5 protein-coding genes are annotated in these 5,799 nt (G+C 71.6%); 1 reads left to right on the top strand and 4 read right to left on the bottom strand.

The annotated features are described in order from the left end of the window. Nucleotides 1-188 precede the first annotated feature (188 nt). Nucleotides 189-1,175 carry a coiled-coil domain-containing protein gene (locus tag D474_RS0126670; RefSeq protein WP_017616532.1) on the top strand — a complete coding sequence of 329 codons (987 nt, stop codon included), beginning with the start codon at nt 189-191 and terminating at the stop codon, nt 1,173-1,175. A 97-nt stretch (nt 1,176-1,272) separates the two neighbouring features. Here the strand turns inward: D474_RS0126670 and D474_RS0126665 are convergent, their stop codons facing one another. The 4 genes from D474_RS0126665 to D474_RS30230 form a co-directional block, all read right to left on the bottom strand. Beyond that, complete coding sequence (locus D474_RS0126665; protein WP_017616531.1) at nt 1,273-2,565, bottom strand: MFS transporter; 1,293 nt, start codon at nt 2,563-2,565, stop codon at nt 1,273-1,275. Between the two features lie 65 nt (nt 2,566-2,630). Beyond that, complete coding sequence (locus D474_RS0126660; RefSeq protein WP_017616530.1) at nt 2,631-3,428, bottom strand: alpha/beta hydrolase; 798 nt, start codon at nt 3,426-3,428, stop codon at nt 2,631-2,633. Nucleotides 3,429-3,485: 57 nt separating this feature from the next. After that, nucleotides 3,486-4,163, bottom strand: coding sequence for a response regulator transcription factor (locus D474_RS0126655; protein ID WP_017616529.1), 678 nt, complete (start codon nt 4,161-4,163; stop codon nt 3,486-3,488). Then, a partial coding sequence (locus D474_RS30230) for an ATP-binding protein (RefSeq protein WP_017616528.1) occupies nt 4,144-5,799 on the bottom strand: 1,656 nt, incomplete at its 5' end. The genes D474_RS30230 and D474_RS0126655, both read right to left, overlap by 20 nt.

Here is a 5,799-nt window from a genome sequence, read left to right as displayed (position 1 = left end):
GGGGGGGGGAGCCGGTATGTTCTGGACACATACCCGCGCAGTCCACAAGTCCGGTGTTCCACGCACTGGGCATGTAACGCCAAGATCTCGTATGGTCTCCTGAGCAATTCCGACTCCGCGCCCCACCCCTCTCCTCACCCTCCTCGGTCGCGGACACCGGATGCGTTCAGTCCATCCCCGGAGCCGACATGACATCCTCTCCTCGAAGCTTCGCCCTGCGCACCAAGCGGGGGCTCCTCACCGTCACCGCCGTCAGCGCCGCCTTCCTGTTCGGGCCGGTCTCCGGAGTCGCGCACGCCGACCCCGACGACGTCGACATCGACGATCTGACCGAGCGCGCCGACGAGCTGGAGGAGTCCTACAACGGTGAGCTCCTGCAGTTCAACGAGATCAAGGACCGCGTCGACGAGGCCGAGGCCGACCTGGAAGAGGTCGAGGAACGCCTCGAGGCCTCCCGCGGCACCGTCTCGGAGATCGCCCACGCCCGGTACATCGACGGCGGCGTCGACCCGGCGCTGCAGGTGATCTTCTCCAGCGACCCCGACGAGATGACCTCCGACGCCGCCAACGCCAACTACCTGGGTGAGTCCCAGGCCGAGCAGATCGCCGAACTCGTCGACACCCGCGACGAGGCCGAAGAGGTGGCCGAGAACCTCAACGCCGAGCTCGAGGACGCCGCAGAACTCGTCGACGAGCTCGAGGAGCAGAAGGACGACGTCGAGGAGCGCATCGCCGAGCTGCAGGCCGAGGAGGAAGCCCGCCAGGAGGCCGAGAGCCCCGGCAACGGCGACGGCACCGTTCCGGAGTCGGCGCGCGGTCCCGGCTTCGACCAGGTGACCCCGACGATGGCGTCGATCCGTGACGACATCATCGGCGAGTTCGAACAGCCCTACCCGACCGGGTGCTACCGGCCCAGCTCCGACGACCACGGTGAGGGGCGCGCCTGCGACTTCATGATGAGCGCCAACGGCGAGATGCCCTCGGAAGAGAACCGGCAACTGGGTACCGCGATCGCCGATTACGCGATCGACAACGCCGACCGGCTCGGCATCGACTACATCATCTGGGAGCAGCAGATCTGGCACACCGGCAGCCGCTCGTGGCGCGCCATGGAGGACCGGGGTGACCTGACGCAGAACCACTTCGACCACGTGCACGTGTCGTCGCTGACCTGATCCTGGTCCGAACCGGAACCGTGTGTTCACGTGCGGGTCCCCGTGTCCCTCGGAGGGGCACGGGGACCGTTGCATGCGGGGCGCCCCGGAGATCCGGTCAGCGGTGCACGGTGCCCCCGGGGCGGCGCACCCCGGTGCGCAGCGTGAGGGGCACCAGGGCCAGCAGCGCGACCGCGGTGACGGCGAACGCGGGCCCGTAACCGAGCAGCTGGATGAGCAGTCCCAGGCCCATGGCGCCCGCCCCGGTTCCGGCGTCGTACCCGATGTTCCACACCGCGCTGGCCCGCCCCTGGCCGGAGGCGCCGGCGCGGTCGAGCATGATCGTCACGGTGTCGTTCTGCACCGACCCGAACCCGAGGCCGAACAGCGCGGAGCCGCCCAGGATGAGCGCCACCGTGGCGATCCCGGGCTGTCCGGTTCCGGCGTCGGTCCACATGGCCGCGGTGATCAGGCCCATGCCGACCGAGCCGGAGACCATCGCGGGCATCAGGAGCACGGTGCGTCCGTGCCGGTCGTACAGGGCGCCCGCGGTCCAGCGGCCGACGACCACGGACAGCGCGTACAGGGCCAGCGCCGCGCCCACCAGCCAGGCCGCGCGCTCGAAGGGGATCGCCAGGAACGTCACGATGGTGCTCGCGCCGATCGCGACGAGCAGCATCATGAGCAGGGGAGAGGCCAGCGCCACCCACACGGCCAAGCCGCGGGGATCGCCGGCGTCGGATGCCGAGGTCCCGGACGCGGGGGTGGTCGAGCGCAGGGCCGGACGGTTGCGGCCTCCGTCGGCGAACCAGATGCCCGAGGACAGGACAGCCGCGACCACACCTGTTGCGCCGGTCGCCCAGAAGACGGGGCCGAACCCGACTGCGAGCGCCACGGCCACACCCCCGGGCAGGATCACCACCTGGGGCAGGCCGACCGCGAGCCCGTAGAGGCCTGTCGCGCGCCCGACCTGCGCACGCGGGACGAGCCGGGCGGCCAGCGCGGTGCCCGCGACCGTCACCATTCCGAACCCGATGCCGCGGACTGCCGAGACCGCGATGAGCGGCCCCAGATCGGTGGTGGCGGCGAACAGGGGGGTGGGCAGGCCCAGGATCAGCGACCCGACGGGGAACGCCCAGCGGTAGGCGCCGCGGTCCAGGAGCCAGGGCATACCGAGCTGGGTCAGGACGGTGGTCAGCATGAAGACCGCGGTGGTGGTGCCCGCCCCGAACTCGCCCACCCCGCCCCTGGTGGCCCACAGCGGCACCAGCGGAAGGACGGCGGCGAACCCGCACAGTCCGATGGCCGTGGCGGCGATGAGCAGGGCGAACCCGCGTCCGCGCAGACCGGGGAGGTCGCTCTCCGAAGCGGGCGTGTCAGGGCCGGGAGAAGAAGGTCGAGGTCGGGTCATCCCCCCTTTGTAGCCGAGCCCCACAGGCCTGTCCACGCGGGTGTTCGGGGAAGGTTCCCCGGGGTTCAGGTGCCGGGGTCGCCCGTGTGCAGACGCTCGGTGATCCAATTCCGCAGGCGCCCGGTCAGGTCGGGCGTCACGGCGCGCTCGGCATGGCCCATGCCCGGTTCGATCCACAGGTCCTTGGGCTCGCGTGCCGCACCGTGGATCGCGGTGGCGTGGGTGGTGGGGAAGAACGAGTCGGAGTCGCCGTGCACCACCAGCAGCGGCGCGGGGGCGACCTCCCCGGCGATCTCGCGCGGTTCCGCGGGGCGAACGCTCCACTTGCGGTCGATCACGTGCACCTTGCGGAACGTCCGCAGGAAGAACCGCCCCACACGTCGGCCGATCCCCACGTGCAGCAGACGCATCTGGCGGGTGCCCCGGTAGTACCACCGGCTCGGGCCGCTGACCGCCACGACCGCGTCCACCCCGCCGAAGATCGCCGCGTGCCGGATCGCGACCGCCGCGCCCATCGAGAACCCCACCGTGGCCACGCGCGTGTACCCGAGCTCGCGGAGCTGCTCCAGCACCGCCTCCAGGTCGTGGATCTCTGCGTTCCCGACGGTGCTGCGCCCTTCCGAACCGTGGTGCCCGCGGAAGTCGAAGGTCAGCACGTCCCCGGCCGAGTACAGGGCCTCGGCGATCGCGCGGGTGTGCGGGTTGCGCCGGGTGCCGGTGAAACCGTTGGCGAGCACCACCGCCGTCGTGCGGGGATCGGAGCCGCGCAGGAGGGCGGCGTCGATACCCACCCCGTCGGAGGTGGTCAGCCAGTAACGGTGTTCACGGGCCCGGCCGAGCGGGTGATCAAGCGCATCGGACACGCTCCCCATCCTGCCCCACGCGCTCGACCGCTCCGGGGCCCGACCCCCGGTGACCCGTCAGCCGTCGGTCTCGAGACGGTACCCGCGCCCCGCCTCGGTGATGAGGAACCGCGGGTGCGCCGGGTCGGGCTCCAACTTCCGCCGCAGCTGCGCCATGTACACCCGCAGGTAGTTGGTCTCGCTCCGGTACGCCGGGCCCCACACCTCCTGCAACAGCTGCTGCTGGCTCACCAGGTGACCCGGGTGCTGGGCCAGGAGCTCCAGGATGTGCCACTCGGTCGGAGTGACCCGCACCTCTTCGCCGTCGCGCAGCACCCTCTTGGCGCTCAGGTCCACCGTGAACGCCGCCGTGGCCACCTCCGGCGCGGCCTCCTCCGCCGCCGACCGCCGCTCCGCCGCACGCATCCGCGCGAGCAGCTCGTCCATACCGAACGGTTTCGTGACGTAGTCGTCCGCCCCCGAATCCAGGCAGCGCACCTTCTCCCCGGCCGAGTGACGAGCCGAGAGCACGATGATGGGGACCTGGGTCCACCCCCGCAGTCGGCGGATCACCTCCAGCCCCTCCATGTCCGGCAACCCCAGGTCCAGAAGGACCAGGTCCGGACGGTTCTCGGCCGCCAGGCGCAACGCGCCCGCCCCGCCCTCGGCGGTGTCGACCTCGTGGCCGCGCGCCCGCAGGTTGATCCGCATCGCCCGGATGATCTGCATGTCGTCGTCAACGACCAGGACCCGCACCGGTACCCCCTTCGTCGTCCTCCCGGTCCACCGCCCGCAGAGTGAACACCATGGTCAGCCCGCCGCCCGGGGTGTCCTCCGGGGCCAGACCGCCCTGCATGGTCTCCACGAACCCGCGCGCGACCGCCAACCCCAGCCCCACGCCCGTGCCCTTCGGGGCGTCCCCGAGACGTTGGAAGGCCTCGAACATACGCTGTTTCCCCTCGTCGGAGACACCGGGGCCGCGGTCGACCACACGCAGTTGCACCTCGTCCCCGTGCGCGCTGGCGTTGACCAGCACCGGGGCCGCCGGATCCGGGTTGTGCCCCACCGCGTTGCCCACGACGTTGGCCACCGCACGCTCCAGCAGCCCCGCATCGGCGTTGACCCGCGGCAGGTCGTCGGGCACGTCCACCCGCACCGCCCGGCGCGACAGCCCCAGGAGCGCGGCCGGAACCACCTCCTCCAGCCCCACGGCCCTCAGGTTCGGACGCACGCTGTCGGTCTGCACCCGGCTCATGTCCAGAAGGTTGTCGATGAGCTGGTTGAGCCGGTCGGTGGATTCCTCGGCGGTCTCCAACAGGTCGTCGCGATCCTGCGGGTCGAGCTCGATGTCGGTGGCGCGCAGGCTCGACAGGCTCGCCTTGATGGAGGTCAGCGGGGTCCGCAGGTCGTGCGACACCGCGGCCAGCAGCGCGGTGCGGATCCTGTTCCCGGCCGCCTGGCCGCGCGCCTCGGCAGCGTCCCACTCCAACCGCTGGTGTTCCAGGGCGATGGCGATGTGCGCGGCGAACGCCCACAGCACACCCCGGTCCGCGGCCGGCAGCATCCGGCCCTTGAGCGCCAGGCTCAGATCGTCGTTGATGGTGACGAGGACGTCGGCGTCCTCCTCGGACTCGCACACCGGAGCGCCGACGCTGTTGACCACACGCCAACGAACCTCGTCCACACGCTCCAGCAACGCCGCCGAACGCTGCCCGAACGTCTCGGTGATGCGCCGCAGCAGCGCCGGCAGGGGTTCGTTGCCGGCGAGTACGCTGCCCGCCAGCAGTGAGACCGCGTCCGCCTCCGCACGTCCTCGCGCCGCCTGGGCCGACCGGCGCGCCGCGATCTCCACGACGATCGCCACCAACGTGCCCACCAGGGTGAACGCCGCCAACGCCAACATGTTGTCGACCGACACTGACGGGCGACCGTGCAGGGGCGACAGCAGCACGGTCAACAGCACCGCGCTCCACACCGCTGACACCAGCGCCGGACGCAAGCCCCCCACCGCCGCGGTCGCCACCGTGATGAACAGCAGCAGCAACGCGTCGGAGGCCGGGCCGATGTCGTCGAAGGCCGGAAGGGTCAGCCCCAGCCCCATCAGCGTCGGCGCGACCAGGGCCAGCCCCCACCCCGTCACCCGGCGGTGCTGGCCCAGCCCTCGCCCGGGCGGGGGCAGGGGCCAGCGCCCGCTGCCGACCTCCTCGTGGGTGACGATGTGCACGTCGATGTCGCCGGAGTCGCGCGCCACCATCGCGCCCACCCCCGGGCCCAGCACGTACTGCCAGGTCGGACGGCGCGAGGACCCCAGGACGATCTGCGTGGCGTGCACCCCGCGCGCGAACTCGAGCAGCGCGTTCGGAACGTCGCCCCCGACCACCTGGTGGTAAGT

The organism is Nocardiopsis salina YIM 90010, assembly GCF_000341025.1.
Classification (GTDB): Bacteria; Actinomycetota; Actinomycetes; order Streptosporangiales; family Streptosporangiaceae; genus Nocardiopsis; species Nocardiopsis salina.
This window is presented reverse-complemented; position numbering and strand designations above follow the sequence as displayed.

What these genes read in the sequence shown, in the direction of transcription:
- D474_RS0126665 (WP_017616531.1), bottom strand. Translation starts at nt 2,565, where the DNA reads ATGACCCGACCTCGACCTTCTTCTCCCGGCCCTGACACGCCCGCTTCG.
- D474_RS0126670 (WP_017616532.1), top strand. Translation starts at nt 189, where the DNA reads ATGACATCCTCTCCTCGAAGCTTCGCCCTGCGCACCAAGCGGGGGCTC.